Source organism: Allobosea sp. UC22_33, from assembly GCF_042700715.1.
Classification (GTDB): Bacteria; Pseudomonadota; Alphaproteobacteria; order Rhizobiales; family Beijerinckiaceae; genus Allobosea.
Window position 1 is genome coordinate 2,084,871 of the sequence record NZ_CP170556.1, and the last position, 24,918, is coordinate 2,109,788.

21 protein-coding genes are annotated in these 24,918 nt (G+C 66.9%); 14 read left to right on the plus strand and 7 right to left on the minus strand.

All coding sequences use genetic code 11. The annotated features are described in order from the left end of the window. Positions 1-188 precede the first annotated feature (188 nt). The 6 genes from dps (at position 189) to ACFJGT_RS09970 (ending at position 8,005) form a co-directional block, all read left to right on the plus strand. Entirely contained in the window at positions 189-728 is a 540-nt protein-coding gene (gene dps, locus ACFJGT_RS09945; RefSeq protein ID WP_377848365.1) for a DNA starvation/stationary phase protection protein Dps, read from the plus strand. A 139-nt stretch (positions 729-867) separates the two neighbouring features. Further along, positions 868-3,687: a valine--tRNA ligase gene (locus ACFJGT_RS09950; RefSeq protein ID WP_377848366.1), complete on the plus strand. Its 2,820-nt coding sequence runs from the start codon at positions 868-870 to the stop codon at positions 3,685-3,687. 342 nt (positions 3,688-4,029) lie between these two features. Continuing rightward, positions 4,030-4,611, plus strand: coding sequence for a YqaA family protein (locus tag ACFJGT_RS09955; RefSeq protein WP_199086245.1), 582 nt, complete (start codon positions 4,030-4,032; stop codon positions 4,609-4,611). Between the two features lie 289 nt (positions 4,612-4,900). Further along, a complete protein-coding gene (gene ilvD / locus ACFJGT_RS09960) occupies positions 4,901-6,631 on the plus strand; it encodes a dihydroxy-acid dehydratase (protein WP_377848367.1) in 1,731 nt (576 codons plus the stop codon). Then, on the plus strand, positions 6,618-7,574 hold the full coding sequence (locus ACFJGT_RS09965) for a tetratricopeptide repeat protein (protein WP_377848368.1): 957 nt from the start codon (positions 6,618-6,620) through the stop codon (positions 7,572-7,574). Before ilvD ends, ACFJGT_RS09965 begins: the two co-directional genes overlap by 14 nt. A 197-nt stretch (positions 7,575-7,771) precedes the next feature. After that, entirely contained in the window at positions 7,772-8,005 is a 234-nt protein-coding gene (locus tag ACFJGT_RS09970; protein WP_377848369.1) for a hypothetical protein, read from the plus strand. Between the two features lie 32 nt (positions 8,006-8,037). On the opposite strand, the gene xth is transcribed toward ACFJGT_RS09970, so the two are convergent. Together xth and ACFJGT_RS09980 are read right to left on the minus strand one after the other, a co-directional pair. Next, on the minus strand, positions 8,038-8,817 hold the full coding sequence (gene xth, locus ACFJGT_RS09975; protein WP_377848370.1) for an exodeoxyribonuclease III: 780 nt from the start codon (positions 8,815-8,817) through the stop codon (positions 8,038-8,040). A 135-nt stretch (positions 8,818-8,952) separates the two neighbouring features. After that, on the minus strand, positions 8,953-9,420 hold the full coding sequence (locus ACFJGT_RS09980) for a BA14K family protein (RefSeq protein ID WP_377848371.1): 468 nt from the start codon (positions 9,418-9,420) through the stop codon (positions 8,953-8,955). 239 nt (positions 9,421-9,659) lie between these two features. Between ACFJGT_RS09980 and ACFJGT_RS09985 the strand changes: the two genes are divergently transcribed. Further along, a complete protein-coding gene (locus ACFJGT_RS09985; RefSeq protein WP_377848372.1) occupies positions 9,660-10,235 on the plus strand; it encodes a TIGR00645 family protein in 576 nt (191 codons plus the stop codon). A gap of 73 nt (positions 10,236-10,308) precedes the next feature. Here the strand turns inward: ACFJGT_RS09985 and trpE are convergent, their stop codons facing one another. After that, the gene (gene trpE / locus ACFJGT_RS09990; protein ID WP_377848373.1) at positions 10,309-11,823 is read right to left on the minus strand and encodes an anthranilate synthase component I; all 1,515 of its coding nucleotides are present in this window, start codon (positions 11,821-11,823) and stop codon (positions 10,309-10,311) included. Positions 11,824-11,825: 2 nt separating this feature from the next. Further along, positions 11,826-13,739, minus strand: coding sequence for a SurA N-terminal domain-containing protein (locus tag ACFJGT_RS09995; protein WP_377848374.1), 1,914 nt, complete (start codon positions 13,737-13,739; stop codon positions 11,826-11,828). Positions 13,740-13,927: 188 nt separating this feature from the next. On the opposite strand from ACFJGT_RS09995, the gene tpiA reads away from it, so the two are divergent. The 3 genes from tpiA (at position 13,928) to ACFJGT_RS10010 (ending at position 17,032) form a co-directional block, all read left to right on the plus strand. After that, the gene (gene tpiA, locus ACFJGT_RS10000) at positions 13,928-14,692 is read left to right on the plus strand and encodes a triose-phosphate isomerase (protein WP_377848375.1); all 765 of its coding nucleotides are present in this window, start codon (positions 13,928-13,930) and stop codon (positions 14,690-14,692) included. A 145-nt stretch (positions 14,693-14,837) separates the two neighbouring features. Then, positions 14,838-15,251: a preprotein translocase subunit SecG gene (secG, locus tag ACFJGT_RS10005; protein ID WP_257733041.1), complete on the plus strand. Its 414-nt coding sequence runs from the start codon at positions 14,838-14,840 to the stop codon at positions 15,249-15,251. A 152-nt stretch (positions 15,252-15,403) separates the two neighbouring features. Then, a complete protein-coding gene (locus ACFJGT_RS10010; protein WP_199086261.1) occupies positions 15,404-17,032 on the plus strand; it encodes a CTP synthase in 1,629 nt (542 codons plus the stop codon). On the opposite strand, the gene ACFJGT_RS10015 is transcribed toward ACFJGT_RS10010, so the two are convergent. Then, on the minus strand, positions 17,033-17,419 hold the full coding sequence (locus ACFJGT_RS10015; protein ID WP_377848376.1) for a GFA family protein: 387 nt from the start codon (positions 17,417-17,419) through the stop codon (positions 17,033-17,035). It lies immediately after the preceding gene. Positions 17,420-17,529: 110 nt separating this feature from the next. Here ACFJGT_RS10015 and ACFJGT_RS10020 point away from each other — a divergent pair, with 110 nt between their 5' ends. From ACFJGT_RS10020 to ACFJGT_RS10035, 4 genes are all read left to right on the plus strand, one after another. Then, on the plus strand, positions 17,530-17,931 hold the full coding sequence (locus ACFJGT_RS10020; protein WP_336814875.1) for a DUF350 domain-containing protein: 402 nt from the start codon (positions 17,530-17,532) through the stop codon (positions 17,929-17,931). Between the two features lie 7 nt (positions 17,932-17,938). Beyond that, positions 17,939-18,562 (plus strand): DUF1190 domain-containing protein, encoded by a 624-nt coding sequence (locus ACFJGT_RS10025; protein WP_377848377.1) that lies wholly within the window; start codon positions 17,939-17,941, stop codon positions 18,560-18,562. A 1-nt stretch (position 18,563) separates the two neighbouring features. Then, positions 18,564-19,733: a glutathionylspermidine synthase family protein gene (locus ACFJGT_RS10030; protein ID WP_377848378.1), complete on the plus strand. Its 1,170-nt coding sequence runs from the start codon at positions 18,564-18,566 to the stop codon at positions 19,731-19,733. A 73-nt stretch (positions 19,734-19,806) separates the two neighbouring features. Continuing rightward, positions 19,807-20,688: a VOC family protein gene (locus tag ACFJGT_RS10035; RefSeq protein ID WP_377848379.1), complete on the plus strand. Its 882-nt coding sequence runs from the start codon at positions 19,807-19,809 to the stop codon at positions 20,686-20,688. Positions 20,689-20,904: 216 nt separating this feature from the next. On the opposite strand, the gene mdoH is transcribed toward ACFJGT_RS10035, so the two are convergent. Continuing rightward, a complete protein-coding gene (mdoH, locus tag ACFJGT_RS10040; protein ID WP_377848380.1) occupies positions 20,905-23,088 on the minus strand; it encodes a glucans biosynthesis glucosyltransferase MdoH in 2,184 nt (727 codons plus the stop codon). Beyond that, complete coding sequence (locus ACFJGT_RS10045) at positions 23,076-24,623, minus strand: glucan biosynthesis protein (protein WP_377848381.1); 1,548 nt, start codon at positions 24,621-24,623, stop codon at positions 23,076-23,078. The genes mdoH and ACFJGT_RS10045 overlap by 13 nt, the downstream gene beginning before the upstream one ends. Positions 24,624-24,918 lie beyond the last annotated feature (295 nt).

Genomic DNA, 24,918 nt, shown 5'->3' on the forward strand with positions numbered 1-24,918 from the left:
CGCTCTCCCGCTGGCTGTCATGGGTTATGTGGTTCCAACGGGATGAAAGCCGGCTGGTTCCGTCTCGGGACCAAGCGGTCCGGCCGGAACCACGTACGGCCTCGCGCGTATCAGGAGGGATGCGTCGGGTTCGTCCGGCGCTGACGGCGATGCCGTTTTCACAGCCCTTCTCGATCCGAGGTTTTGCCATGGCCAAGACTGCAGCAAAGACCGCACCGCGCAGCGCACCGAAGAGCTCGACCACGGCAAAGGTGGTCAAATCCAGCCGGATCGACCTTGCCTCGAACACCAAGACCAAGGTCATCGGCGTGCTGAACGAACGCCTCGCCGACGGCATCGACCTTTCGCTGGTCACCAAGCAGGCGCATTGGAACCTGAAGGGGCCAGGCTTCATCGGCATCCACCTGATGCTCGACGGTTTCCGCGACGAACTCGACACCCATGTCGACACCGTCGCGGAGCGCATCGCGCAACTCGGCGGCATCGCCTTCGGCACGACGCAGACGACGGCCCAGACCTCGTCGCTCAAGCCGTATCCGACGGAGATCGTCGCCGTTCAGGACCACCTCGCCGCGCTGATCGAACGCTATGCCGATACCGCCAACAAGGTCCGCGAGGCGATCGACGCCTGCGACGAGGCCGGCGATGCCGATACCGCCGATATCCTGACCGCCTATTCCCGCATGCTCGACAAGTCGCTCTGGTTCCTGCAGTCGAACCTGGCTTGACGCCTGCGCAGGGCGCGCCATGTCATGGAAAACGTTGACGCGCGGCCCGTGCATGGGCTCTTAAGGGCCGAGACCTTTTTGGCCCGTGATTTTTCCGGCCGGGGCAGGTTCCCCGGCCTTTCTGCGTTCGAGCGATGCGATGATGGACAAGACTTTCGAACCGGCCGCCGTCGAGGCCCGGATCAGCAAGGCCTGGGACGAGGCGCAGGCCTTCAAGGCGGGCAGGGGCGCGGCCCCCGGCGCCGAGCCCTATTGCATCGTGATCCCGCCGCCGAACGTCACCGGCTCGTTGCATATGGGCCACGCGCTCAACAACACGCTGCAGGACGTGCTCTGCCGCTTCGAGCGCCTGCGCGGCAAGGACGTGCTCTGGCAGCCGGGCACCGACCATGCCGGCATCGCAACCCAGATGGTCGTCGAGCGCAAGCTCGCCGCCGAGAACAAGACCGACCGCCGCACGATGGGCCGCGAGGCCTTCCTCGCCGAGGTCTGGAAGTGGAAGGAGGAGTCGGGCGGCACGATCGTCAACCAGCTCCGCCGCCTCGGCGCCTCCTGCGACTGGTCGCGCGAGCGCTTCACCATGGACGAGGGGCTGTCGGCTGCCGTCCTCAAGGTCTTCGTCAGCCTGCACAAGCAGGGGCTGATCTACCGCGCCAAGCGCCTCGTGAACTGGGACCCCAAGTTCCAGACCGCGATCTCCGACATCGAGGTGCTACAGGTCGAGAAGACCGGCACGTTCAAATGGCAGCGCGGCGGCGAGGACGCGTTCGACGCGGCCAAGCTCGACAAGGCCTTGAGCCGCGACCCGAACGGCCATCTCTACTATTTCAACTACCCGCTCGAAGGCGCGACCTACGACGCGGACGACGCCTCGACCTTCATCACCGTCGCGACGACGCGGCCTGAGACGATGCTGGGCGATACAGGCGTCGCGGTTCACCCCGAGAACGAGACGATCGGCCATCTGATCGGCCGCAAGGCGGTGCTGCCGCTGGTCGGCCGCGTCATCCCGATCTTCGGCGACGACTATGCCGACCCGGAGAAGGGCACCGGCGCGGTCAAGATCACGCCTGCCCATGATTTCAACGATTTCGAGGTCGGCAAGCGTCACCAGCTCGACGTCGTCAACATCCTCGACGGCGAGGCGCGCATCCTGCTCGCCGGCAACGAGGATTTCCTGGCCGGCGCCAAGCCGGAGGCCGAGACGCTGGCGCTCGACGGGCTCGACCGCTTCGTCGCCCGCCGCCGCGTCGTCGAGATGATGGCCGCGCGCGGCCTGCTCGTGAAGGTCGAGCCCAACACCCATACCGTCCCGCATGGCGACCGTTCGGATGTCGTGATCGAGCCCTGGCTCACTGATCAATGGTATGTCGACGTCAAGCCGCTGGCGCAGCGCTCGATCAAGGCCGTTCAGGACGGGCGCACCAAGTTCACGCCCGAGAACTGGACCAAGGTCTTCTACGACTGGCTTGAGAATATCGAGCCCTGGTGCGTCTCGCGCCAGCTCTGGTGGGGCCACCAGATCCCGGCCTGGTACGGGCCGGATGGCGAGGTCTTCGTCGCCGAGTCGGAGGCCGAGGCGCAGACGCTGGCGATGGGCCATTACGGCGACACCGTCGCGCTGACGCGCGACGAGGACGTGCTCGATACCTGGTTCTCCTCGGCGCTCTGGCCGTTCTCGACGCTGGGCTGGCCCGAGCAGACCGCCGAGCTGAAGCATTATTACCCGACGGCGACGCTCGTCACCGCCTTCGACATCATCTTCTTCTGGGTCGCCCGGATGATGATGATGGGCCTCAACGTCATGGACGAGGTGCCGTTCAAGGACGTCTACATCCACGCCATCGTTCGCGACGAGAAGGGCGCGAAGATGTCGAAGTCCAAGGGCAACGTCATCGATCCGCTGACGCTCGTCGACAAATACGGCGCCGACGCGCTGCGCTTCACGCTGTCCGCCATGGCGGCGCAAGGCCGCGACATCAAGCTCAGCACCCAGCGCGTCGAGGGCTATCGCAACTTCGCGACCAAGATCTGGAACGCCGCGCGCTTCGCCGAGCTGAACGGCTGCGCCCGCGCCGAAGGTTTCGATCCGGCCAGCGTCAAGCAGCCGCTCAACCGCTGGATCCTCAGCGAGGCGGCGCAGGCGGCCGAGGAGATCGCGGCGGGTATCCCGAGCTTCAGGTTCAACGAGGCGGCGGGCGCGGCCTATCGCTTCGTCTGGAACCAGTTCTGCGACTGGTATCTGGAGCTTGCCAAGCCTGTGCTGCAGGGCGAGGGCGTCGATGCCGCGGCCCGCGCCGAGACGCAGGCGACGGTGGCTTACGTCATCGACCTGATCTGCCAGCTCCTGCACCCGTTCATGCCGTTCCTCACGGAGGAGCTCTGGGCGCAGAAGGCCGAGGCCGGCGCGCCGCGCAAGCTCACCGCTGGCGATGCCTCGCTGGTCTGCCTGACCCGCTGGCAGGACCTCTCGGGCCTCAAGGATGCCGCCGCCGAGGCCGAAATCGGCTTCGTCGTCGACCTGATCTCGGATATCCGCTCGGTCCGCTCCGAAGTGAACGTCCCGGCCGGCACGCAGGCCCCGCTCGTGCTCGTCAACGCTTCGGCCGCGACGCGGGCGACGATCGAGAGCTGGCGCCCGATGATCGAGCGGCTGGCCCGCGTCTCCGATATCAGTTTCGAGACGGCGGCGCCGGCCCAGTCGGCCCAGATCATCGTGCGCGGCGAGGTCGCGGCGCTGCCGCTCGCCGGGCTGATCGATCTCGATGCCGAACGCTCCCGCCTGACCAAGGAATTGGCCAAGCTCGACCAGGACATCGCGGTCGTCGAGAAGAAGCTCGGTAACCCCGATTTCATGGCCCGCGCGCCGGAGGAGATCGTCGAGGAGAATCGCGAGCGCAAGGCCGCGGCGGAGGCCCGCAAGGTCAAGGTCGCGGAGGCCCTGACGCGGCTGGCGTAAGAAGCTGTCCTGCTGCAATCCGCGCCGTCATTCCGGACAAGTCGCGAAGCGGCGCCGATCCGGAATCCATCGAAGGGCGCCGCGCTCTACGATGGATTCCGGGTCTCCGCTTCGCTGCGCCCGGAATGACGGCGCTGTGTTGACCGGCCCCTTTTGAAAACGAGGGCCGGCATACCAAGCCAAGGTCTGGCGTAGGCGACGCATTCCGGTCACGCCCGTGTCGTCAAATTGACGCTGATCCAAGAGAGGACTGGCATTCTCTCGCGGACCCCGCTTAGATGCGCCCGACGCAATTCCGCCATGCAGAAGCGTGGCGGCACAAGGACCGGCTGTTCAGAACCCATGCTCAAGCGAGCCTATGACTGGTGCGTTTCCTACGCCTCCCATCCTGCGGCCCCGTGGCTGCTCTTCGGCATCACCTTCATCGAAAGCTCGTTCAGCCCGCTGCCGCCGATCCCGCTGCTGATTCCGATGTGCATCGCCCGGCCGGACCGGGCCTGGTTCTATGCCGGCATCTGCTCGCTCGGCGCGGTGCTCGGCGGCTATCTCGGCTATGCCATCGGCGCGTTGCTCTATGAGTCGGTCGGCGCCTGGCTGATCGGCATCTACGGCCTGCAGGACAAGGCCGCCAGCCTGATCGCGACCTCGCAGGACTACTGGTTCTGGGTGCTCGTGACCAAGGGCCTGACGCCGATCCCGTTCAAGATCGTCACGATCATGTCCGGCTTCCTGCATTTCGACCTGTGGAAGTTCACAATCGGCATGGTCGTCTCGCGCGCGACCTTCTTCCTGATGATCGCGGTGGCGCTGCGCTTCTACGGCGACGACATCCGCATCTTCATCGAGAAGCACCTGCCGATGGTGGCGCTGGCGTTGCTCGTGGTTGTCGTCGGCGGATTCTTCGTGCTGCCGATGGTGCTGTGATCTGCCGCAGCGTCAGCTTTGCGCCCGAAACTTTGTGACATCGGCGCAACACATGGGTGGGAACGGTGCCCGGCACTGTCTCCACCGCCATAATCGCCGCGAAGCCGCCACAAACGAAGCCCAGCAAAACCCTGCGTTAAGTGCCTGAGATATATCAAAATCGGGGGTAACGCGCGGAGCCGTCGGAGGTTCCGGACGTTTTTCAGGTTTCCAGGGGCGCGATTGCTCCCGACAGGCATGGCGTGGCACATCTTCGCGCCGTGCTGATCGGGGGACAGGACGAGTGGCGATGGACGGGCGTGTGTACGACAAGTCGAGGCTGCCGAGCCGCCATGTGAGCGTCGGCCCGGCCAAGGCCCCGCACCGCTCCTATTATTATGCCATGGGCATGACCGCGAAGCAGATCGCGCAGCCCTTCGTCGGCGTCGCCTCCTGCTGGAACGAGGCCGCCCCCTGCAACATCTCGCTGATGCGCCAGGCCCAGGCCGTCAAGAAGGGCGTCGCCTCCGCCGCCGGCACGCCGCGCGAGTTCTGCACCATCACAGTCACCGACGGCATCGCCATGGGCCACCAGGGCATGAAGTCGTCGCTCGCCTCCCGCGAGGTCATCGCCGATTCGGTCGAACTGACCATGCGCGGCCATTGCTACGATGCGCTGGTCGGCCTCGCCGGCTGCGACAAGTCGCTGCCCGGGATGATGATGGCGATGGTGCGCCTCAACGTGCCTTCGATCTTCATCTATGGCGGCTCGATCCTGCCCGGCAATTTCAAGGGCCGCCCGGTCACGGTGCAGGACGTGTTCGAGGCCGTCGGCAAGCATTCGGTCGGCGCGATGTCGGACGAGGATCTGAAGGAACTCGAGGAGGTCGCTTGCCCCTCGGCCGGTTCCTGCGGCGCCCAGTTCACCGCCAACACCATGGCGACCGTCGCCGAGGCGATCGGCCTGGCGTTGCCCTATAGCTGCGGCGCGCCGGCCCCCTACGACGTCCGCGACACCTTCTGCTACACCGCCGGCGAGATGGTGATGGAGCTGATCGCCCGGAACATCCGCCCGCGCGACATCGTCACCCGCAAGGCGCTGGAGAATGCCGCGATGGTCGTCGCCGCCACCGGCGGCTCGACCAATGGCGCGCTGCACCTGCCGGCGATCGCGCATGAATGCGGCATCGATTTCGACCTGTTCGAGGTCGCCGAGATCTTCAAGAAGACGCCCTATATCGCCGATCTGAAGCCGGGCGGAAAATACGTCGCCAAGGATATGTTCGAGGTCGGCGGCATCCCGCTGGTGATGAAGAGCCTGCTCGATGCCGGCTACCTCCACGGCGACTGCATGACCGTCACCGGGCGCACCATCGCCGAGAACATGGCCTCGGTGAAGTGGAACGACCAGCAGGACGTGGTCTACCGCGCCGACAAGCCGATCACGGTCACCGGCGGCGTCGTCGGCCTGCAGGGCAACCTGGCGCCGGAAGGCGCGATCGTGAAGATCGCCGGCATGTCCGAGGACCAGCTCGTCTTCACCGGCCCGGCCCGCTGCTTCGACCGCGAGGAGGACGCCTTCGAGGCGGTCAAGAACCGGACCTACAAGGAAGGCGACGTGCTCGTCATCCGCTACGAGGGTCCCAAGGGCGGCCCCGGCATGCGCGAGATGCTATCGACCACCGCCGCGCTCTACGGACAGGGCATGGGCGACAAGGTCGCGCTCATCACCGATGGCCGTTTCTCGGGCGCGACCCGCGGCTTCTGCGTCGGCCATGTCGGGCCTGAAGCCGCCGTCGGCGGCCCGATCGGCCTGATCCGCGACGGCGACATCATCGAGCTCGACGCCATCACAGGAAAGCTTGCAGTCCGCCTTTCTGATGCCGAACTTGAAGCGCGTCGTAAGGACTGGAAACCACGCAAGACCGACTACAATTCCGGCGCGCTGTGGAAATACGCGCAGACCGTCGGCTCCGCCAAAGGCGGTGCCGTCACCCACCCAGGAGGGGCGGCCGAAACCCATTGCTATGCGGATATCTAGCTCGATCATAGCTTGCCTGTTCCTGATGCTCGGCGGCCAGCAGGTCGTCCTGGCGCAGGACTTTTCAGGCGCGAAGCCGCTGCTGCCGCCGCGCGCCATTCCGGGCGGGGCGCTGCCGGAGCCGGAGGATTCCGTCCCGGGTGCTGGCGCCGCGACCGTTACTCCCGGCCCCGATACGCCGACCGCTCATACGGCGCTGCCGCTCGTGCCCTTCACCAGCGCACGCGACGCGCTGAAGGCCTGGATGCGCGACTCGACCGCAGGCAACAAGGTCGGCGCGGTCCGCGCGCTCGAATACGCGGCCTCGCAAGGCCATCTCACGGCGCAGTACAAGCTCGGCCGGATGTATGCCGGCGGCGAGGGCGTCCCGACCAATGATCTCAAGGCCTTCGAGTATTTCTCGAAGATCGCGGACGAAAACGCCGACGCGATGCCCGGCACGGCCGACGCCCGGCTCGTCGGCAGCGCCTTCGTGGCGCTCGGCAACTATTTCTCGGACGGCATCAAGGGCAGCTATGTGAAGCCCAATCCCGACCGGGCCTTCGACATGTTCCACTACGCCGCCTCCTATTTCGGCGACCCGGACGGCCAGTACAACCTCGCCCGCCTCTACATGACCGGGCAGGGCGCCAGCCGCGATGCGCGACAGGCGGCCCGCTGGATGAAGCTCGCGGCCGAGAAGGGCCATGCGCCGGCCCGCGCCGCCTTCGGCGAGATGCTGCTGCGCGGCGGCGAGGGCGTGCCCCGCCAGCCGGTGCTGGGCCTGATGTGGCTCGCCATGGCCCGCGAGGGCGCCGATCCGGCCCGCGAGGCCTGGATCATCGAGCGGCATGACGTGGCTTTCGCGGCCGCCTCGGCCAATGATCGCTCGGCCGCGCTCGCCCTGATTGAGCGCCAGCATCTGGTGAATTCGCGCAGCAACGCCGCCGCCCCGCAAAACTGAAGCGCTGCATCTGAAAAGGCGGCGCTGCCGTATCCCATGCAGATCCTGCTGGGAGTTCCGCCATGCGCCCCTTCACAATGCTCTGCCTCGCTGCCTTGTCGTCCTCCATCATGCTCCACGGAGCAGGCGCTCAGGAGCGATTCGAGACTTGGGCACCTCTTCGGAGCCCATTTCCGAGCACGGGTGGCGGCGGGATCATGATTCACGACTACGATCCTGTCGTCGCAGACGGAACCTGCAGAACCCTGTTCCGGGCGATCGAGCCGAATGGCACCGTCTATCGCAACAGCATCGTCTTCGACGCCGTCGCGACGCAGGGCGGAGTGCTCTGCACGAACGGCAAATGGCGCTCGCTCGAGAGTGACGCTGCCGGGACGACGCCATTCCGTGTCTTCATCAAGGACGGAATCCGGCGCGGCAGCGCGGATTGACTTGAGCTCCGCGTGGCGGCGATGCCGCCGCTTCAGTGCAAGTCGATCATCACCGGCACATGGTCCGAAGGCTTCTCCCAGCCGCGGACATGCTTGACGATCTTCACGCCCGCGAGCCTATCCGCCGCCTGCGGCGAGAGCAGCAGGTGGTCGATGCGGATGCCGTTGTTCCGCTGCCAGGCGCCGGCCTGATAGTCCCAGAACGTATAGAGCCCCGGCGCATCGGTGGTGCTGCGCAGCGCCTCGGTCAGGCCGAGGTTCAGGAGGCCGCGGAAGGCGGCGCGCGTCTGCGGCAGGAACAGCGCATCGCTGACCCAGGCCGCCGGGTCGCGGGCATCGCGCGGCTCGGGGATGACATTGTAGTCGCCGGCCAGCACCAGCGGCTCCTCATGCTCCATGAGCATCCGGGCATGGGCAGTGAGCCGCTGCATCCAGCCGAGCTTGTAGGGGTATTTCTCGGTGTTAGGCGGGTTGCCGTTCGGCAGGTAGATCGAGGCCACGCGCACCACGCCGTCGCCGAGCGGCAGCACTCCTTCGAGATAGCGCGCCTGCTCGTCGCCATCATCGCCCGGCAGGCCGCGGCGGACATCCTCCAGCCGCGCGCGGCTCAGGATCGCGACGCCGTTGAAGGTCTTCTGCCCGTGCGTCTCGACCTGCCAGCCCGCAGCCTCGATCTCGGCGCGGGGGAAATCGGCATCCACGCATTTGATCTCCTGCAGGCACAGCGCGTCGGGCTCGGCCTCTTTCAGGAAGTCGAGGAGATGGCCGAGGCGCTGCCTGACCGAATTGACGTTCCAGGTGGCGATCCGCACGCGATGCTCCGATTCAGGCTGCCGGCAGGATAAAGCGGGACGGCCGCCGTGATGACAAGCCGTTTCCGGCCGAAACGAAAAACTCCCCGCATCGCTGCGGGGAGTCCTTGTCTGCGATCGATCTGTCGCCTGCTGTCAGGGGCAGGCGCGGACGACGCCGCCAGAGGCGATATAGGTCCCGGTCTCCGGGTTGTAGCTGCGGAAGCGGCGCGAGCAGTAAGCCACTGCGTCGGTATCCTCGACGCTGTAGCCATAGGCGCGCGGCACCGGCCGGGCATAGACCACCGGCGGCTCGACATAGACCGGCGCCGGCTCGGGATAATAATAGACCGGCGGGGGCGGGGCGGCCAATGCACCGGCGGCAAGCGCACCGCCGATGATGCCGGCCGCGATGCCGGCGCCCACGGCCGGGCCGCGGCGATAGCCGCCATAATAGCGCGGGCCATAGCCATAGCGGCGATATTGCACGGTCTGGACGAGATCGCTTCCGGCCTGCGCCGCAGCGACAGCGGAAGTCGCGGGCGCGAGCGGGGCAGCCGAAGCGGGCAGGGCGAGTAAGGTACCGCCGGCAAGGGCGGCAGCGACGGCGAGCGTCCTGATCATGTCGAAACTCCTCTGCGATACCTGGCGAGCGGAACTCCGCATGTTCCCCCGTTTGGATTCGAATGTAGCGGTCCGGTGACCACAGGGGAAGCTAGCAGTCAATCCAGGCTTAATTGGGCCGTCACGCTCCCGTCGTTTTTGCCCGCGAAAGCAACGCCTGACCGCTTGCGCGGGCGAAATTTCCTCGCCATCTAGCGTTGCACCGCACACCGCACCTGATCGAAGGATCGAGACCGACCATGGCGCAACCGCGCGACCCGTCCGCCCAGCCTGCCGCGCTTGGCCCCTTGAAGCCGCTGCCGGCCATCATCTTCAGCTCGCGCTGGCTGCAGCTGCCGCTCTATATCGGCCTCATCGTGGCGCAGTGCGTCTATGTCTTCCTGTTCCTCAAGGAGCTCTGGCACCTCGTCACCCATGCCTTCGATTTCAGCGAGCAGCAGATCATGCTGGTCGTGCTCGGGTTGATCGACGTGGTGATGATCTCGAATCTACTGATCATGGTGATCGTCGGCGGCTACGAGACTTTCGTCTCGCGCCTGCGGCTCGAGGGCCATCCCGACCAGCCGGAATGGCTGAGCCACGTCAACGCCAGCGTGCTGAAGATCAAGCTTGCCATGGCGATCATCGGCATCTCGTCGATCCATCTGCTGCGGACCTTCATCGAGGCCGGCAATATCGGCATCGCCGGCAAGACGGCGAACTACACCGAATCCGGCGTGCTGCTGCAGACGATGATCCATGTCGTCTTCATCCTCTCCGCCATCGGCATCGCCTGGGTCGACAAGATGACGTCGACGCCTGGCAAGGGACACTGACCCGAACGCCTGAATAAAAAACGCCCCGCCGATCCGGCGGGGCGTTTTTCGTTTGGCGACTTGCCTGTGCAGGCTACTGGCCGCGCCCGCTGCGGGCAGCGAAGCGGATCGCCTCCTCGGCGGCGCGGAACAGGGCCTTGGCTTTGTTGATGCATTCTTCCTGCTCGGAGGCAGGATTCGAATCGTAGACGATGCCGGCGCCGGCCTGGACATGCATGCGCCCGTCCTTGACCACGGCCGTGCGCAGCACGATGCAGGTATCCATCTCGCCATTGGCGCCGAAATAGCCGATGCAGCCGGCATAGGCGCCACGCGCGTCGCGCTCCAGCTCGTCGATGATCTCCATCGCCCGGACCTTCGGCGCGCCCGAGACCGTCCCGGCCGGGAAGCCGGCGATCAGGGCGCCCAACGAATCGTGCTTCGGGTCGATCCTGCCTTCGACGTTCGAGACGATGTGCATCACCTGGCTGTAGCGCTCGATGAAGAACGAATCGGTGACCTTCACCGTGCCGATCTTGGCGACGCGGCCGACATCGTTGCGCCCGAGATCAAGCAGCATCAGGTGCTCGGCGCGCTCCTTCGGATCGGCCAGCAGCTCCTCGGCCAGGGCATCGTCCTCGGCCTGAGTGGCGCCGCGCCGCCGCGTGCCGGCGATCGGCCGGATCGTGACCGTGTCGTCGCGCAGGCGGACCAGAATCTCGGGGCTCGAGCAGACGATCTGGAAGTCGGCGAAATCGAGATAGCAGAGGAACGGCGCCGGATTGACCCGCCGCAGCGCCCGGTAGAGCGCGAAGGGCGGCAGGGCGAAAGGCGCCTCGAAGCGCTGCGAGAGCACCACCTGGAAGATGTCGCCGGCGCGGATGTACTCCTTCGCCTTGGCGACCATCTCCAGATATTCGGCCTCGCTGGTGTTCGAGGTGGTCGCCGGGACCGGCAGGTTGGCGATGTCGATCTCGGCCTCTGCGGGGAGGGCGCCTTCAAGGGCCCGCACCACGGCCTCCAGCCGCTCCTGTGCCCGCTCATAGGCATGGCGCGCACTGACGCCCGGCATGTGCCGGACGGGCGTCACGACATGGATCTCGTCGCGCACCGCGTCGAACACCACCATCAGTGTCGGCCGCGTCAGGATGGCGTCGGGCACCCCGGTGCCGGTCTCCTTCGGCTCTGGCAGGCGCTCCATCAGGCGCACCATGTCGTAGCCGAGATAGCCGAAGACGCCGGATGCCATCGGCGGCAGCCCCTCGGCCTCCGGGATGGCGCTTTCTTCGAGCAGGGCGCGCAGGCTCTCGAAGGCCGGGCGCGGATCGTCGAGGAAGCTCTCGCCCAGCGCGGTGCGGCAGAGCGAGGCCTGCCCGTGATGGCAGCGCCAGATCAGGTCGGGCTCCAGCCCGATCATCGAGTAGCGGCCGCGCACGGCGCCGCCCTCGACCGATTCGAGCAGGAAGGCCGGGCCGGTCGTGGCATGGCGCAGCTTCAGAAACGCGGCGACCGGCGTCTCGCAATCGCCGACCAGCACCTGCCGCAGAAGCTGTGGTGCGCCGGTCTCGTAGGCCTGCGCGAAATGCTCGAACTCCTGGAGCGGCTGCATCGTCAGTTCTGCGCCCCGCCCGTCGCATTGCGGAAGGCGGCCTCGTTGATGCTGACGCCGAGTTCGGCCTGCCGCTTCGCGACATATTGCAGCATGATGTCCTCGCTGACGCTGGACGACAGCAGGCGCTCGAAATTGCCGGCCTCCTGCGTCGTGCGGACGTAAGGCGCGACGGTCGCCGAATCGACCTTGAACAGGATGCGCCCGCCATCGGTGCCGGAAGCCGAGTTGCTCTTGCCGGCGGCGGTGCCGAAGACCTGCGCGACGACCGTGCCGGGGATTTCCGGGCGCTGGTCCTGCCGGCCGAGATCGGCCGCGGTCTCGATGGTCAGGCCGGCGGAGGCCGCGACAGCGTCGAAATTCTCGCCCTTGTCGAGACGCTCGACCAGCTCGCGCGCCTTGGCGGAAAGCTTCGTCGCGGTTTCGTCGGCGCGCCACTGCTTCTCGACCTCGGCCTTGACCTCGTCGAAGTTGCGCTCACGCGCCGGGTCGATCTTGGTGACGTCGAACCAGACATAGCCGGTGTTGCGGGGCAGGCGGATCGCTTCGTTGTCGACGCCGATATCCGAGCGGAAGATCGCCTGCAGCGTCGAATCGCCACCCGGCAGCGCCTCCTCGCGCGAACCGTCCGGCTTGCCGAGGCTGGCATTGATCGGGCCTGCCATGCGCAGCGTGAGGTTGAGCTCCCTCGCGATCTCGGCGAGCGGACGGGCCGAGGCGCGCTGGTCCTCGATCTTGTCGTGCAACTCGGTGACCTGACTGGCGGCGCGGCTCGTCGCCAGCTCCTGCTTCACCTCGGCCGCGACCTCCTCGAACGGGCGCACATGCGCGCTGTCGACCTTGGTCACGCGCAGCAGCACCGTGCCGAAGGCCCCCGTGACCGGGGCGCTGACGGCGCCTTCCTCGAGCGCGAAGGCGGCATCGCGCACAGCAGGGTCGATCATCTGCTCGCGGGTGAAGGTGCCCAGCGTCAGGCTGTTGAAGGCGACGTTCCGCTCGGTCGCGATCTCGTCGAAGGTCTCGCCGCCGTCGATCTTGGCCTTGGCGGCCTGCGCCTCCTCGGCGTTCGGGAACGGGATCTGCTGGACGGTGCGCATCTCGGCGGCCGTGAAGCGCTGGGCCTTGGTCGCCTCGTAGCGGGCCTTGGCCTCCTCGTCGGTGACCTTGGCGGGATCGGCCAGCGTCTCGGCCGTGATCGAGAGGATGGCGGCCGTGCGGAATTCAGGCGCGCGGAACGCGGCCTTGCGGTCGTTGAAGAAGCTCTTGAGCTGGTCCTCGGTCGGCGCCGCGATCTCGCCGGCGGCGCTCGCCGGCATCCGGGCAAAGGTGATGCCACGCTTCTCGTTGCGCAGGCGGTTGCCGATTTCCTGCAGCGCGAGCGGCGCGGAGAGGCCGCCGACGACCATTTCCGAGAGCTGCTGGCGCAGGATGATCGAGCGCTGGAGCGCGACATAGCTCTGCTCGCTATAACCGTTCGTGCGCAGCAATTCGTTGAAGCGGGCGGCCGAGAACTGGCCGGAGGCGTCGCGGAAGACCTGATCGTCGAAGATCAGGTTGCGGATGGTCTCGTCGGAGACCGCCAGCCGCATGCCCTGCGCCGTCTGGTCGAGCGTCGCTTCAGTCAGCAGGCGCGACAGCACCTGCCGGTCGAGGCCGAGCGCACGCGCCATCTCCGGCGAGATCTGCCGGCGCTGCTGGCGGATCAGGTTCTGGATCTCGTTCTGATAGGCCGTCCGCATCTGCTCGAGGCCGATCTCGGACTTGCCGACCTTGGCGACCTCGTTGCGGCCGTAGCCGCGGAAGATATCGCCCACGCCCCAGATCGCGAAGGACATGATGAGGAAGCTGAACATGATGGCGATCACGATCTTCCCAAGGAGACCCTGACCCGCCTTGCGGATGCCCTGCATCATCATGAAAGCCGTCTTTCCCTGAACCTGTTCGTAGCGCGGAAACGGGCCCGCGCGCGTATTTGCCGGCGCTGCTTATAGGAACCGACGGCGAAAGCCGCAATCGCCGTAAGCCTTCCGATGCGGCCTCGCATGCGATTGCGGCGCCGGCCGGGCGTTGCTAGAGCCGGAAGAACGAATTTCGGAGGATCGACGTGACGCGCAGCATCAAGCCGCTGGTGGCGGGCAACTGGAAGATGAACGGGCTGAAAGCCGACCTCGCCATCGCGGCCGAGGTGGCCAGAGGCTACGACGCCGCGCTGAAGCCGGCCGTCGACCTCGCCATCTGCCCGCCCGCCAGCCTGCTCTTCGCAGCGACCGCCGCGCTGATCGGCTCGCGCATCGCGACCGGCGGCCAGGATTGCAGCACGCAAGGCTCCGGCGCCTTCACCGGCGAGGTTTCCGCCGCGATGCTCACTGACGCGGGCGCCAGCTTCTGCATCGTCGGCCATTCCGAGCGCCGCACGCTGCACGGCGAGACCAACGCGACCGTCAAGGCCAAGGCCGAAGCCGCGCAGAAGGCGTTGCTGGTGCCCATCGTCTGCGTCGGCGAGACCAGGGACGAGCGCGAGGCCGGCAAGGCGCTCGCCGTCGTCAAGAAGCAGTTGCGCGGCTCGGTGCCCGAGGGCGCGACGCCCGCGACGCTCGTCGTCGCCTATGAGCCGGTCTGGGCGATCGGCACCGGCCTGACGCCGACCGCGGCCGATGTCGCCGAGATGCATGAGGCGATCCGCGCCGAGCTCGGGCGCCTGCTCGGCAAGCAGCAAGCGGCCGGCGTGCGCCTGCTCTATGGCGGCTCGGTCAAACCCTCGAACGCCGCCGAACTGATGAATGTCGCCCATGTCGACGGCGCGCTCGTCGGCGGCGCCAGCCTCAAGGCCGAGGAATTCCTGGCGATCGCCCGCGCCTGCGCCGGCTGAACCACTCCTGCATGAATAGGCCGGCACGCAGGGGTGGCGCTGCCGGTCCACGCATGTTATGTGCCGCGCCGAATTCGCCTCGATCTTCGAGGAGGAGCGGGTGGCCCTTGGCGGCGGCCCGCGCCATGCCCATTTTCGTGAGACCATGCAGAACGTTCTCATCGTCATCCACCTGATCATCGTCGTCGCACTCGTCGGCGTCGTGCTGCTGCAGCGCTCCGAAGGCGGCGGTCTCGGCATGGGTTCGGGCGGCGGAGGCGGCGTCGGCGGCTTCATGACCGGCCGCGGCCAGGCCAATGCCCTGACCCGCGCGACCGCGATTCTCGCCGGCCTTTTCTTCCTGACCTCGATCGTGCTCGCGGTGATGGCCAATACCGGCCGCACCCAGCGCTCGATCATCGACGGCGCGCCTGCGACCTCGGCTCCTGCCACCCCCGGCGCGCCCGCCGGTCCGAGTGCCCCGAATGCCGGCGGCGTGCTCGACCAGCTGCGCCAGATGCAGAACCAGAATCAGGGCGGCGCACAGCCGCCGACGCCGCCAGCGGCGCCGCAGCAGTGACCAAGGCAGGGCCGGGAAACCGGCCCTTCTCTTTTGATATGGGAGAGGCCGGGCGACCGGCCTTCTCTTTTGTGGACAAGCGCGCAGGGCAAGGCGGGACTGCTCAGAACGCGCTTAGCGAATCGAACCCGTGGCGATAGAGGTGACCTCCCATGACGCGGTATGTTTTCATCACCGGCGGCGTGGTGTCCTCGCTTGGCAAAGGCCTGGCGGCGGCGGCTCTCGCAGCCCTTCTCCAGGCACGCGGCCATACGGTTCGCCTGCGCAAGCTCGACCCCTACCTGAACGTCGATCCGGGCACGATGAGCCCGTATCAGCACGGCGAGGTCTTCGTCACCGATGACGGCGCCGAGACCGATCTCGACCTCGGCCATTACGAGCGCTTCACCGGCCGGCCCTGCAACAAGGGCGACAACATCACCACCGGCCGCATCTACATGGACATCCTGACCAAGGAGCGCCGTGGCGACTATCTCGGCGCGACCATCCAGGTCGTCCCGCATGTCACCAATGCCATCAAGGAATTCATCCTCACCGGCAACGAGGGCTACGACTTCACGCTGGTCGAGATCGGCGGCACGGTCGGCGACATAGAGAGCCTGCCCTTCCTGGAAGCCATCCGCCAGACCAACCAGCAGCTCCCGCGCGGCCAGTGCATCTTCGTGCATCTGACGCTGCTGCCCTATATCCCGACCGCCGGCGAGTTGAAGACCAAGCCGACCCAGCATTCGGTCGCCGAACTGCGCTCGATCGGCATCCAGCCCGACATCCTGCTCTGCCGCACCGACCGCGAGATTCCGCGCGAGGAGCGCCGCAAGCTCGCGCTGTTCTGCAATGTCCGCGAGACCGCGGTGATCGAGGCCCGCGACGTCGCCTCGATCTATGACGTGCCGCTCTCCTACCATGCCGAGGGGCTCGACACCGAGGTGCTCGCCGCCTTCGGCATGGACGCCAAGCCGGAGCCCGACGTCACCGGCTGGAAGCGCATCTCCGACCGGGTGAAGAACCCGGAGGGCGAGGTCACCATCGCCGTCGTCGGCAAGTACACTGGGATGAAGGACGCCTATAAGTCCCTCATCGAGGCGCTGACCCATGGCGGCATCGCCAATAACGTGAAGGTCAATCTCGACTGGATCGAGTCGGAGGTCTTCGAGAAGGAGGATCCGGCGCCCTTCCTCGAGCATGTCCACGGCATCCTCGTGCCCGGCGGCTTCGGCCATCGCGGCGCCGAGGGCAAGATCAAGGCGGCGACCTTCGCGCGCAACCGCAAGGTGCCGTATTTCGGCATCTGCTTCGGCATGCAGATGGCGGTGATCGAGGCGGCGCGTTCGCTCGCCGGCATCGAGAACGCCAATTCGACCGAATTCGGGCCGACCGAAGAGCCGGTCGTCGGCCTGATGACCGAATGGATGCGCGGCAATGAGCTGGAAGAGCGCGCGGCCGGCGGCAATCTCGGTGGCACGATGCGGCTTGGCGCCTATGCCTCGACGCTGGCGGCCGGTTCGAAGATCGCCGCGATCTACGGCTCGACCGAGATATCCGAGCGCCATCGTCACCGCTACGAGGTGAACATGGGCTATCGCGAGAAGCTGGAGGCGAAGGGCCTGCGCTTCGCCGGCCTCTCGCCCGACGGCCTGCTGCCCGAGACGGTCGAATATCCCGACCATCCCTGGTTCATCGGCGTGCAGTATCATCCCGAATTGAAGTCGCGCCCGTTCGAGCCGCATCCGCTCTTCGCCAGCTTCATCGAGGCGGCGAAGGCCCAGAGCCGCCTGGTCTGATCAGCCCTCGTCGAGCTGCACCGTCGCCCAGGGCAGGCGGTGCTGCTCGAACACTTCCTTGCTCGGCCCGGGGAAATCCGGGTCGGCGAAGGCGCCGATCGCGACCGCGACCATCTCCGGCTTGCGCGACGGCTCCCAGAACACCGTGCTGCCGCAGGCCGGGCAGAAATGGTGAAGCACGCGATAGCCGCTATCGGCCGGCCGCTCGTAATCGCTGAACTGCCCTGTCACGGCGATGTCGCCGCGCGCGAAGAAGGCCGCCACGCCATAGGCGCTGCCCGTCCGCCGCTGACAATCCCGGCAATGGCAGAGCGAGACGCTGACGGGTTCGCCCGAACAGGCGATGCGCAATTGCCCGCAGGCGCAGCGGGCTTCCCGGTTCGTCATGCGGCGCATCCTCCTTTTAGATGACGGCTTGTGCGGTTTTCGCGTTAGCTTGACTATGGGCGATCGTTGATCCGAAGTCTTCGCATCGCACGGGGCAGGGGGCAGGCCGCATGACGATCTCGATGGCGGGCCTGCCCGCATTCCTCCTCTATTTCGTCGTCGGCGCGGCCCTGATCGCCGCCTTCGTTGCGGTCTACCTGCGCATGACCGCCCATGACGAGATCGCGCTGATCCGCGGCGGCAATCTCTCGGCGGCGGTCGCGCTCGGCGGCAATACGGTCGGCTTCTCGCTGCCGCTGGAGCAGGCGATATCCCAGGCCAGCAGCATTCCCGACTGCGTGCTCTGGGCCGTCGCGGCGATGATCATCCAGTTCGCGGCCTATGGGCTGGCACGGTTGCTGATCCCGGAGCTGTCGCGGAAGATCGAGGAGGATCGCTTGCCCTCCGCCGTGATGCTCGCGGTGATCGCCGTTGTCTCTGGAACGCTGGCCGCGGCCAGCATGACGGAATGAGGCGGCCATGAAGCGCTCATCGCAGATCGGGCTCGGGGCTGCCGGCCTTCTCCTCGTCGCCACCGTCTGGTCGATGACATCAGAGGATCCGCAGGAGAACCTCGTCTATGACAGCCTGAGCGATTGCCGGGCGGCCGGGCAGCTCACGGCGCAGCAATGCGAGACGGCCTTTTCGGAAGCGACCGCCGCACGGCTCAAGGACGCGCCGAAATTCCAGAGCCAGGCCGGCTGCGAGGTCCAGTACGGCGCCAATGGCTGTAGCTCCGCCACGATCGGCGGCGCGCAGTATTTCATCCCGGCCTTGGCCGGCTTCATGCTGGCGCGCGGCCTGTCCGGCGGCGCGCAGGCACAGGCGCAGCCCCTGATGCCGCCGACCACCTCGGCCTGCCCGCCGGGCTCGACCCAGCCCGAATGCCAGCAGGCGCGCTCGTCCTCCGGTTCATCGGGCGGCGGCGGCGGCTCCTATGGCAGTAGCAGCCGCTCGCGTGCCTATTCGACGACCTCCGGAAGCAATGTCACGGCGGCCTTTGCCGGCGGCTCGCGCGGCGGCAGCGTCTCGACGACCAGCGTCTCGTCGCGGGGCGGCTTCGGTTCGACCGCGCGCTCCTTCTCCTCGCATTCCTCGTCCTGAGATGCGCCGCGTCACGCTTCCGCCGCGGCCGGATTGGGTGGAGCAGGTCGAGCGCCTGGGCTTCGCCTTCCACACGATCGACGGCGAGAGCTATTGGGACGAGAGCGCGGCCATCGCCTTCACGCTGGAGGAGATCGAGCGCGATATCGAGGCGCCGACCGAGGCGATCGAACAGCTCTGCTTCGCCTTTATCGAGAAGGCGCTCGACCATGAGGAGATCCTGACGAAGCTCGCGATTCCCGCCGAGCACTGGGATTACATCCGGGAGAGCTGGCAGCGCGGCGAGCGCAACCTCTACGGTCGGCTCGACCTCGCCTATGACGGGCGCGGGCCGGCGAAGCTCCTCGAATACAATGCCGATACCCCGACCGCCCTGTTCGAATCGAGCGTCGTGCAATGGGATTGGCTGGAGCAGGCGATGGCGCGCGGCGCGATCCCGAAAGGCTCCGACCAGTTCAATTCGCTGCACGAGCGCCTGATCGCGGCCTTCAAGGGCCTGCGAGAGCCGTCGCCCTATCGTCTGCACCTGACCTGCGTGCAGGGCAGCCCCGAGGACAAGGGCACGGTCGATTATCTCACCGATTGCGCCGTGCAGGCCGGGCTCGATGCGCGCTTCACCTATATCGAGGAGCTCGGCCTCCTTACCGACGGGCGCTTCTGCGACGGCGCCAACCAGCCGATCGAGACGCTGTTCAAGCTCTACCCTTGGGAATGGATGTTCCGGGAGAACTACGGCAAGGCGCTTAGCCGTTCCGGCTGCCAGTTCGTCGAGCCGCCCTGGAAGGCTGTTCTCTCCAACAAGGGCCTGCTCGCCTGCCTCTGGGAGATGGAGCCCGGCCATCCCAATCTGCTGCCGGCCTTCTTCGAGGGCGATCCGCGCTGCGCGACGCTCTCGGCCCGGCATGTCCGCAAGCCGCTCTATTCGCGCGAGGGAGCCAATGTCACGCTGCTGGAGCGCGGCCGCGTGCTCGACAGCGACGACGGCCCCTATGGCGCCGAGGGCCATGTCCTGCAGGATGCCGCGACCAACCTGTTCTCGGCAGAGGGCAGATATGCCGTGCTCGGCTCCTGGCTCGTCGCCTCGCAGGCCTGCGGCCTTTGCGTCCGCGAGGATGCCTCGCCGATCACCAAGAACACCTCGCGCTTCCTGCCGCACTATATCGAGCCCTGATCGCGGCGCGACATGACCGCGCCTTGATCTGTGCTAGCCTTGGGCTCCGATACGCCTGTCGACGGAGCCTGCCATGCCTGCAAACGCCTCAACGCCCCGCGGTCTCGACCATCTCGTCATCGGTGTCCGCGATCTCGATGCCGCCTGGCATTTCTACGAGAAGCTTGGCTTCCGCGTCGGCGCCCGCAACCGCCATCCCTGGGGCACCGAGAACCGGATCGTGCAGTTTCCCGGCTCCTTCCTGGAACTGGTGACGATCGCTGACGATGCCGCGATCCCACCCCATGGCGAGCGCCGCTTCTCCTTCGGCGCCTTCGTGCGCGAAGCCCTGGCCGGGCAGGGCGAGGGGCTCTCCATGCTGGTGCTGGAGAGCACCGACGCCAAGGCCGACGCTGTCGCTTTCAAGGCACAGGGCATCGGCGATTTCGAGCCCTTCTTCTTCGAGCGCCGCGCGAGGCGCCCTGACGGCAGCGATGTCCGCGTCGCCTTCGAACTGGCCTTCGCCGCCGACTCGCGCGCGCCGGAATGCGGCTTCTTCGTCTGCCAGCAACTGGAACCTCAGAATTTCTGGAACCCGGAATTCCAGCAGCATCCGAATGGCGCCACTGCGCTTTCCGCTGTCGTGATGCTGGCGGAGGAGCCGGCCTTCCACCGTGCCTTCCTCTCGGCTTTCAGCGGCGGCGCCGAGGTGCTGGAGGGCAACGAGGACTATGTGCTCGCCCTGCCGCGCGGGCGCATCGACGTGCTCGATCCCGAGGCCGCGCGAGGTGCCTATCTGGTCGAACCGGATACGACGCCGGCCCGCTTCCTCGGTTTCTGTGTCTCGGTGCCGGATCTGGAGGCCGTGGCTGAGCGTCTGACCGAGAACGAAGTGTCGTTCCAGCGCGGCGACGAGCGGCTCTTCGTGCCGGCGGAACACGCTTTCGGCTGCATGGTGGCGTTCGAGCAGGGCTGAGGGGCTGGAGCGGCGCAGCCAGCGCAGACACTCACCGGACCGTGCCTTTGGGCACGACCTTTGTCATTCCGGGGCGCGCCGGAGGCGCGAACCCGGAACCCACGACCGGCTGAGACATCAGGTGTTCGGTTGCGAGCGGCCCACCCCGTCGTGGGTTCCGGGTTCTTCGCTTCGCGAAGCCCCGGAATGACAAAGGTCGTGCCGAACCGACCTGCCTCAGCCCTTGGCCTCGACCGGCGGCAGCGAGGCGAGCAAGCCGATCAGCGCCCGGTCGTGCAGCACGACCATGCGCTCCTTCGGCTTCAGCCAGATCGCGGCATCGTCGACCGTTTCGGCATCGACGAGCTTGGCCTGCGCCACGGCGCGGTCCGGCTCGATCTCGCCGCGCCGGCGCGACTGGCCGTAGGGCAGCATCAGTTCATGGGCGTGGCGAAGGTCCGCGTCGCCATGCAGCGCCTTGATGCCGTCGGCATCGTCGTAGCCGGCCTTCTCGAACTCGGCCTGCAACTCGTTGGCGCGGGTCGCGATCGCGGGCGGTGCGCCTTCCTCCGGCGTCATCAGGAGCTTGTGGCGCTTGAGCCAGAGGCCGATGGCGAGCTGCCCCGAGGCCCATGACAGCGGGATCGCCAGCACGAGGCCGACGATCGTCGGCGACATCCAGGCGAAGAGCGAGGTCGCGATCATGAAGGCCGATAGGCCGGTGATGAGGCCGAGCACGGTATGGGTGCGGTGCCGGCGGATGATGTCCTTCAACGGGATCGAGCCGTCGTCGCGCCGCTGCGGGTTCCAGCCGGTGTCGCGGCCGAGCAGGATCTGGAAGACCGAACCGGACTGGATCAGCATCATGATCGGCGCGAAGAAGGCCGAGAACAGCACCTCGATCAGCGCCGAGACGATCAGGCGGATCGCGCCGCCGCCGGCCTGCCGTAGCTTGGTGTTGAACAGCGTCAGCAGCAGGCCGAACAGCTTCGGCGCCAGCAGGATCCCCATCGTGATCGCGAACAGGCGCAAGGCGCGTTCGGGGTCGAAGCGCGGCCAGACCGGGAAGAGCGTGAATTCCTGGGTGAAGTACTCGGGCCGCGCGTAATTGACCTGCAGCACGATCAGGATGCCGACCACGAGCTGCATCAGCCAGAGCGGCGAGGCGAGATAGCCCATGATGCCGGTGGCGAAATGCTGGCGCGTCGGCATGACGAAGCCCTTGCCGCCCATGATCCGCGAATGCTGGAGATTGCCCTGGCACCAGCGCCGGTCGCGCACCGAGATGTCGATCAGCGAGGGCGGGCTTTCCTCGTAGGAGCCCGTCAGGTCCGGCAGCATGTAGACCGACCAGCCGGCGCGGCGGATCAGCGCCGCCTCGACGAAATCATGGCTGAGCACATGCCCGCCGAAGGGCGGCTTGCCCTTCAGGTCCGGCAGGCCGCAATGGTCTGCGAAGGCCTTGGTGCGGATGATCGCGTTATGGCCCCAGTAATTGCCGTCGCGGCCGGACCACATGGCGAGGCCTGTGGCGATGACCGGACCGTAGACCCGCGCCGCGAATTGCTGCAGCCGCGCGAAGAAGGTGTTGCGATTGATGATCAGCGGCAGCGACTGGATGATGCCGGCATCGGGATCGTTCTCCATCGCCGCGGCGAGGCGCACGATGCAGGTGCCGGTCATCAGGCTGTCGGCATCGAGCACGACCATGTGCTCGTAGAGCCCGCCCCAGCGCGTGACGAAATCGGCGATGTTGCCGGCCTTGCGATGATGGTTCTTCGGCCGGTGACGGTAATAGACGCGGCTGTTCGGCCCGAGACGCTCGCGCAGCGCCAGGAAGGCGCGCTCCTCCGCCACCCAGACATCCGGATTGGTGGTGTCGGAGACGATGAAATAGTCGAAATGGTCGCCTAAGCCCGTCGCCTCGACCGATTCACGGATCGCCGCCACGGCCGCGAAGATGCGCGCGGACGACTCGTTATAGATCGGCATCACCACGACGGTGCGATGCTTCAGGCTCTCCGCCCGGTCCGCGCGGCCGGCGCCGAAGAGCACGCCGAAGAAGCCGAGCAGCGCGCTGGTGAAGGCGAGCGCGATCCACGAGAAGTTGATCGTGAACAGCACGAGCAAGGCGTACTGCAGCGAGGTCGTGCGGCTGACCGACACGACATTGTACATTTCCCAGGCGCCGAAGGCGGTGAGCGCCAGCCCGCCGCCGAAGACGAAGAGGCGTTTCAGCCAGGGCGTCGTCCAGTTGCGCGGATCGGCCGGCGCGCGGCGATCCGAAGCCTTCCAGCTCCGGAACGACTGCACCGGCATGACCAGCGGCTCTTCGGGCGGCGTCGCCGGCTCGCGGGCCGCGCTGTAGCTGCGCTGTTCCGCTTCCGTGGCGTCGCGGCGGGTCGCCGTTACCAGGTCCATCGATTCAACCAGGTCTCAGAAACGGGCTGACCGCCCGATTGCAGGACGAGCCGGAGCTCGGACAGATTCTCGTTGCCGGGATCGACCTCGAAACCGACACGCATCAGCTTGCGCTCCGGATAGGGCCAGAGGCGAACGTTATGCACGGCTCCGGGCTGGGCGGTGATCGTCGCGCGCGTCGAGGCGATCAGCGCGGCGTCGGCGAGCCTGTCGCCCGTGAAGTCGACGATGAAGCGCCGCCGGCGCCCCTGCGAGCCCTTGCCCTGCCGCGAGCGGGTGGCCAGCGCCAGCGGCGGGCGCTCCGGCGGCTGCCAGCACCAGGCCTGGCGGTAGCTCAGCGAGGTCTCGCTGCCGGCCGCGAGCGGCTGCTTCGGCCGCCAGTACATGATGATGTTCTTGTTCGGCTCGGAATCGCTGGGAATCTCGATGAGCTGCACCGAACCGGCGCCCCAGTCGCCGAGCGGTTCCATCCAGACGCTCGGCCGGAGTTCGAAGCGCTGGTCGTCGTCCTGGAAGGCCGCCGGATCGCGCTCGCGCTGGACCAGGCCGAAGCCCTTCGGATTCTCGTCGACGAAGGAGGAGACCTGCAGGGTCGCGGGATTGTTGACGGGCCGGTAGATCCACTCGCCGCCGCCCGACTGCATCTGGACGCCGGAGACCTCGCCGATCGAGGGGCGGATGTCGTCGAAGACGCGCCGGCTCTGCGGGCCGGAGAGGAAGGTTCCGCTGGTGCAGCCGAAGCCGACATGGTCCAGTGCCTGCCGCGCGAACAGCGTCATCTCGACATCGATGAAGGTGACGTCACCCGGCCGCAGCGTCATCCGTACGGCGCCGACGACGCTCTCCGAATCGAGCAGGCCGTGAATCACCAGCGAACCGACGGCCGGGCTCGGCCGCTCGATCCAGAAGGCGCGGAAGAAGGGCAATTCCTCGCCGCGCGTCTCGCCGGGGCGCAGAATCAGCGCACGCGCCATCGCACCGAAATTCTGGCCGCGCGCCAGCGCTCGGAAGAAGGTGCCGCCCTGGAAGACAGCGACCTCGAAGGGGCGCTCCAGCCCGGCCGCGATGCGCATGCCGGAGAATTGCAGGTCTGCATTGGCCGGCGGCGGCGCGACGCGGCCATAGTCGAACTTGCTGCGGTCGAAGCCGATGCGGCGGATCATGCCGTCTTCGATCGTGAACAGGCTGACCGGATTGGAGAAGACGAAGCCGCGATGCAGTGGCTCGACCGTGAAACCCCGATTCTCGCCGGCCCAGACCGTGCCGCCCGGCTGCATCCGGATCCCCGCATACTGGTCGGCGGGCAGGGTGGTGTAACCCTCGGGCAGGTCGTTGGTGGCGAGCGGAAGCAGCGGGCGCTGGGCCAGGGCCCTGGCGGCCTCGACCACCAGCGCCGGGTCGAAACGCTGCCCGTCCACGAGGGCGGGGATATTGAAGGCCGCCGCGCCCGTCTGGGCCTGCGCCGCGGCCGGTCCGGCCAGCGAGAGCAGCGCCGCGCCACCCGCAGCGCCTTCCAGAAACTGCCTACGATTCAACGGTTTCGACATGGGATCCAAACTACGCGGGCGACGCCCTCGCCCCTCGCGCTTCTAGAGCATTTCCAGTTCGCCTGAAAAGCCTTTCCGACCGGGAAGATGCACGCCTTTCGGACGGTGCGATCTCTCGAAATCAAACCGGGGTCAACCCGGCGGCATGGCCATCCGCGAAAGGCGCCTGTCGCCGCGATAGAACTTTGGCAAAAGGCAAGCAGATCGGCTATCCACGGCGCCTGCAACGCCAGCATGCGTGAATGCGATTGTGATGTGCGGGCTGTGGTTCGACCATGCCCTG

Excerpts from the sequence above, each read along its gene's own strand:
- dps (WP_377848365.1), top strand. The coding sequence starts at position 189 with ATGGCCAAGACTGCAGCAAAGACCGCACCGCGCAGCGCACCGAAGAGC.
- ACFJGT_RS09950 (WP_377848366.1), top strand. The coding sequence starts at position 868 with ATGATGGACAAGACTTTCGAACCGGCCGCCGTCGAGGCCCGGATCAGC.
- ACFJGT_RS09955 (WP_199086245.1), top strand. The coding sequence starts at position 4,030 with ATGCTCAAGCGAGCCTATGACTGGTGCGTTTCCTACGCCTCCCATCCT.
- ilvD (WP_377848367.1), top strand. The coding sequence starts at position 4,901 with ATGGACGGGCGTGTGTACGACAAGTCGAGGCTGCCGAGCCGCCATGTG.
- ACFJGT_RS09965 (WP_377848368.1), top strand. The coding sequence starts at position 6,618 with ATGCGGATATCTAGCTCGATCATAGCTTGCCTGTTCCTGATGCTCGGC.
- ACFJGT_RS09970 (WP_377848369.1), top strand. The coding sequence starts at position 7,772 with ATGATTCACGACTACGATCCTGTCGTCGCAGACGGAACCTGCAGAACC.
- ACFJGT_RS09980 (WP_377848371.1), bottom strand. The coding sequence starts at position 9,420 with ATGATCAGGACGCTCGCCGTCGCTGCCGCCCTTGCCGGCGGTACCTTA.
- ACFJGT_RS09985 (WP_377848372.1), top strand. The coding sequence starts at position 9,660 with ATGGCGCAACCGCGCGACCCGTCCGCCCAGCCTGCCGCGCTTGGCCCC.
- trpE (WP_377848373.1), bottom strand. The coding sequence starts at position 11,823 with ATGCAGCCGCTCCAGGAGTTCGAGCATTTCGCGCAGGCCTACGAGACC.
- ACFJGT_RS09995 (WP_377848374.1), bottom strand. The coding sequence starts at position 13,739 with ATGATGATGCAGGGCATCCGCAAGGCGGGTCAGGGTCTCCTTGGGAAG.
- secG (WP_257733041.1), top strand. The coding sequence starts at position 14,838 with ATGCAGAACGTTCTCATCGTCATCCACCTGATCATCGTCGTCGCACTC.
- ACFJGT_RS10010 (WP_199086261.1), top strand. The coding sequence starts at position 15,404 with ATGACGCGGTATGTTTTCATCACCGGCGGCGTGGTGTCCTCGCTTGGC.
- ACFJGT_RS10015 (WP_377848376.1), bottom strand. The coding sequence starts at position 17,419 with ATGACGAACCGGGAAGCCCGCTGCGCCTGCGGGCAATTGCGCATCGCC.
- ACFJGT_RS10020 (WP_336814875.1), top strand. The coding sequence starts at position 17,530 with ATGACGATCTCGATGGCGGGCCTGCCCGCATTCCTCCTCTATTTCGTC.
- ACFJGT_RS10025 (WP_377848377.1), top strand. The coding sequence starts at position 17,939 with ATGAAGCGCTCATCGCAGATCGGGCTCGGGGCTGCCGGCCTTCTCCTC.
- ACFJGT_RS10030 (WP_377848378.1), top strand. The coding sequence starts at position 18,564 with ATGCGCCGCGTCACGCTTCCGCCGCGGCCGGATTGGGTGGAGCAGGTC.
- ACFJGT_RS10035 (WP_377848379.1), top strand. The coding sequence starts at position 19,807 with ATGCCTGCAAACGCCTCAACGCCCCGCGGTCTCGACCATCTCGTCATC.
- mdoH (WP_377848380.1), bottom strand. The coding sequence starts at position 23,088 with ATGGACCTGGTAACGGCGACCCGCCGCGACGCCACGGAAGCGGAACAG.